Source organism: Flavobacterium sp. (assembly GCF_043760115.1).
In the GTDB taxonomy this organism is placed as follows: domain Bacteria; phylum Bacteroidota; class Bacteroidia; order Flavobacteriales; family Flavobacteriaceae; genus Flavobacterium.
Genome location: NZ_JAYUPK010000040.1, coordinates 1 through 3833 on the forward strand (window position 1 = coordinate 1; position 3833 = coordinate 3833).

A 3833-nucleotide genomic window follows, 5' to 3' on the forward strand; every position below is an offset into this window, starting at 1 on the left:
AACGGAAGTTTCAAAAAAGATTATTTTAACTTATCTGAAATCAAATATGGAACAACCAACATAGGTTTTTCACCAAGTTTTGAAATTAATAAAGATGATTTGTCTTTAAATTTAGGAGCAACATTTTTCTACAGTGTAGCCAATAATGGCGGAAATAATAAGTTTTTTGTTTATCCAAATATTTCTGCTTCGTACAAAGTTGTTGGCGATTTAATGATTGCTTACGCTGGTGCAGAAGGAACTTTAAAACAAAATTCATATAAAGAATTTGTTGATACGAATTTCTTTGTATCACCAACAATAGCAGTTGCTCCAACAGATCAACGTTATGATATTTATGTTGGTTTAAAAGGAAAATTAGCCAATTCTATTGGATATAATATTCGTGGTTCTTATTTTAATGAAGGAAATAAAGCGTTGTTTAAAAACAATCCTTATTATATTCAAAATACAAATGTTGAAGGTTATGCCTTTGGAAATTCATTTGATGTAATTTATGATGATGTAAAAACAGTAAGTTTCTTTGGCGAATTGAAAGCTGATTTTTCTAAAAATGTATCTTTTGGAATTAATGGAACATTTTCTAGTTACAGCACAAAAGATCAAGCTGAACCTTGGAATTTACCAAGTATAAAAGTAAATTCTAATTTAGATTTTAATATTACACCAAAATGGTATGCAGGAGTAAATGTATTTTTTGTAGGCGAAAGAAAAGACGAACGAGTTATACTTTCTGACACAGGCGATATTTTTCCAGGAATTACTAAATTAGATAGTTATTTAGATTTAAATTCACACATAGGTTACAAGCACAACGAACGATTGACATTTTTCATAAAAGGAAATAATCTTGCCAATCAGAATTACCAACGTTGGATAAATTATCCAGTTCAAGGCGTTCAAGTGTTGCTTGGTGGAAATTATAAATTTGATTTTTAATAGTTATCACTAAGTTTATATAGTTTTAAAAATATATAAATAATTTGTGTCCTTTGCGCTTTCTTTGTGAACTTTGTGGTTAAATCTTTATATGAAACAAAATATCTTAAAACACCACCAACAATTACTTCAAGATAAAATAGATGTTTTTCGTGATATGATTTCTGGTTTAACCGAAGATGCTAAAAATGATGCTAAAGGTTCTGCTGGAGACAAGCATGAAACAGCTTTGTCAATGATGCATATAGAACAAGAAAAACTAAATTATAAATTAAGAGAAATTCTAGATCAAAAAATAATTCTAGACAAAATTGATGCTTCGCAAATTCATACAAAAATTGCGCTAGGAAGTGTTGTTAAAGCTAATGCAATGTATCTTTTTATAAGTGCAGCTTTACCCAAAATTGTATTAGATTCTAAAACTATAATTGCACTTTCACCACAATCGCCACTTGGTGTAAAACTTATTGGAAATAGTGTTGGATTTTCGTTTGAGATTAATGGGTCAAAGTTTATCGTTGAAAGTGTTGAATAGTTATATAAATGTGAAAAAATCTCATTAGTTAAAAATTATCAACAATTTTTATTTACATTTGTTAATTATATGAGATAATTACTCAAATATTAAAATCCCAAATTATGTTATTAGAATTTACAGTTGGAAATTTTTTATCATTTAAAGATAAAAAAACATTTAGTTTAGAAGCAGGAAGCATTACTGAACTTAAAGATAATGTTGTGAAAGAAGGTAAATATAAAGTTCTTCGCACTGCTGTAATTTATGGTGCAAATTCTAGTGGTAAAAGCAATTTTATTAAAGCTTTGGATTTTATGGTTTCTACTGTTAAAAATTCTTCAAAGCTTAATTCTACTGATAAATTAAACGCTAAACCTTTTTTATTAAGTACTGAAACAGAAAATGAACCATCATTTTTTGAAATTTTGTATTCTAAATCTGGAGTTAGATATAGATATGGATTTGAGCTTAATAATGATAAAATTCTTTCTGAATGGTTATTTATTTTAAAAGAAAATTCTAAAAAAGAGGATTTGTATTTTATAAGAAATAAAGATGGAATATTAGTTTCAGAAATATTTAGTGAGGCCAAAACATTTATTGAAAATACAAGAGAAAATGGTTTGTTTTTATCTTTATTAGACCAATTAAATATTCATTTTGCAAAAGAAATTTTAAAAAATTTCACATATACGTATTTAAAGTCTGGAATTGATCATCAAGATTCAATTATTATGACATCAATTATTCATAAAGATGAATATTATGATGATAAAGTTGACAAATTTATTGAAAATTTAAATTTAGGGTTTAAAAAATTTTTATTAGATGATGATGAAACCAAATCCTTTAGAAATAGATTAAAAACGGTTCATTATAAATTTGACAATAATGGAAAAATTGTTGAAAATATACAGTTTAAATTAATTGAGAATGAATCTTCAGGAACAAATAAATTATTTGATATTTCAGGTTATATTGTATTAGCAATTCAGTTTGGATTAATATTAATAATTGATGAACTAGATTCAAAACTTCATCCAATATTAACTCAAGAAATTATTAAATATTTCAACAATCCAGAAACTAATCCTAATAAAGCCCAATTAATTTTCACTACTCATGATACAAATTTGTTAGGTGCAAATCTTTTTAGAAGAGACCAAATTTGGTTTACTGAAAAAGATGAATTTGAAGCCACAGACTTATATTCTTTGCTTGAATTTAAAGATGGAGATGGTAAAACAGTTCGTAAAGATAGAAGTTTTGAAAAAGATTATATAAACGGTCGTTACGGCGCAATTCCTTATATTTCAAATCTCCAAGAAATATAAATATGGCAAATATTATTAAAATTGATAATGCTGATTTAAAACGTTTTAATAGAGTAGAAAAGAAACGTAAGGTAAAAACTAGACTAGAAAGAGTATATTTTTTAATTGTTTGTGAAGGAGAAAAAACAGAACCAAATTATTTCAAATCCTTCAAATCAAATGTAAAATCTTTTGTTTACACAATCGAAACTTTAGGTGAAGGTTCAAATACAAAAGATTTAGTAAAAAGAACTATCAAAGCTAGAAATAATTCAAGCCAAAAATATGATAGCGTTTGGGCTGTATTTGATAAAGACGGTTTTAGTCCAAATAATTTTAATAGTGCAATTATATTAGCTGAAAATAATAATATAAAAGTTGGTTGGACTAATGAAGCTTTTGAGTTATGGTATTTGTTACATTTTCAATATAGAAATACATCAATGTCTAGAGAAGATTATAAAAAAGCATTAGAAAATGAAATTAATTCAAAAATTCAAGCTCAAAGTAAAAGTAAAAATCCAAGAAAATTTCAATATAAAAAGAACAGTAAAGAAATGTACTTAATTTTGGAAAAATATGGAAACCAAAAAACTGCAATATCAAATGCAGAAAAATTAATTGCTAATCATAATTGTAAAAACTATGCTAGTCATAATCCTTGTACTAAATTACACTTATTAGTAAATGAATTAAATGGAAATTCAACTGAATTGAATGAAGAGATTAAGAATACAGAATAAATTAATATTTCGTAATCTAATTTAAAAATCCAAATCAAACCACCAAAAAAACATAATCTAACTTACAAATAAAACACAAAAATCAATTTTTAGTTACAATTTATAACTAAAAATAATAATTCACTTTACAAACAACAACTTATTCCGCAAATTTGCTTCAGTAAAACAATAAAAGTTTCATTATTAGAAACTCCTAACTCGAAACAATAAAGATTATGTGCGGAATTTTAGCCATTATAGGAAAAGGAAAAGACGAACAACTAGTTAAGCAACTTTCTAAAAGAATGTCACATCGTGGTCCAGACGAAAGCGATATTCACA

The 3833-nt window shown here is 26.0% G+C and carries 3 protein-coding genes and 1 pseudogene; all 4 read left to right on the plus strand.

Annotated features, from left to right (window positions below; all coding sequences use genetic code 11):
- Positions 1 to 939 (plus strand): annotated as a pseudogene (locus tag ACH2BC_RS03550) (TonB-dependent receptor); the annotation flags it as partial.
- A gap of 91 nt (positions 940 to 1030) precedes the next feature.
- The gene (locus tag ACH2BC_RS03555; RefSeq protein ID WP_395052609.1) at positions 1031 to 1474 is read left to right on the plus strand and encodes a hypothetical protein; all 444 of its coding nucleotides are present in this window, start codon (positions 1031 to 1033) and stop codon (positions 1472 to 1474) included.
- A 104-nt stretch (positions 1475 to 1578) separates the two neighbouring features.
- Positions 1579 to 2790, plus strand: coding sequence for an ATP/GTP-binding protein (locus ACH2BC_RS03560; protein ID WP_395052610.1), 1212 nt, complete (start codon positions 1579 to 1581; stop codon positions 2788 to 2790).
- A 2-nt stretch (positions 2791 to 2792) separates the two neighbouring features.
- A complete protein-coding gene (locus ACH2BC_RS03565) occupies positions 2793 to 3512 on the plus strand; it encodes an RloB family protein (protein ID WP_395052611.1) in 720 nt (239 codons plus the stop codon).
- Positions 3513 to 3833 lie beyond the last annotated feature (321 nt).

Coding starts and splice junctions, on each gene's coding strand:
- ACH2BC_RS03565 (WP_395052611.1), top strand. CDS start 2,793: ATGGCAAATATTATTAAAATTGATAATGCTGATTTAAAACGTTTTAAT.
- ACH2BC_RS03555 (WP_395052609.1), top strand. CDS start 1,031: ATGAAACAAAATATCTTAAAACACCACCAACAATTACTTCAAGATAAA.
- ACH2BC_RS03560 (WP_395052610.1), top strand. CDS start 1,579: ATGTTATTAGAATTTACAGTTGGAAATTTTTTATCATTTAAAGATAAA.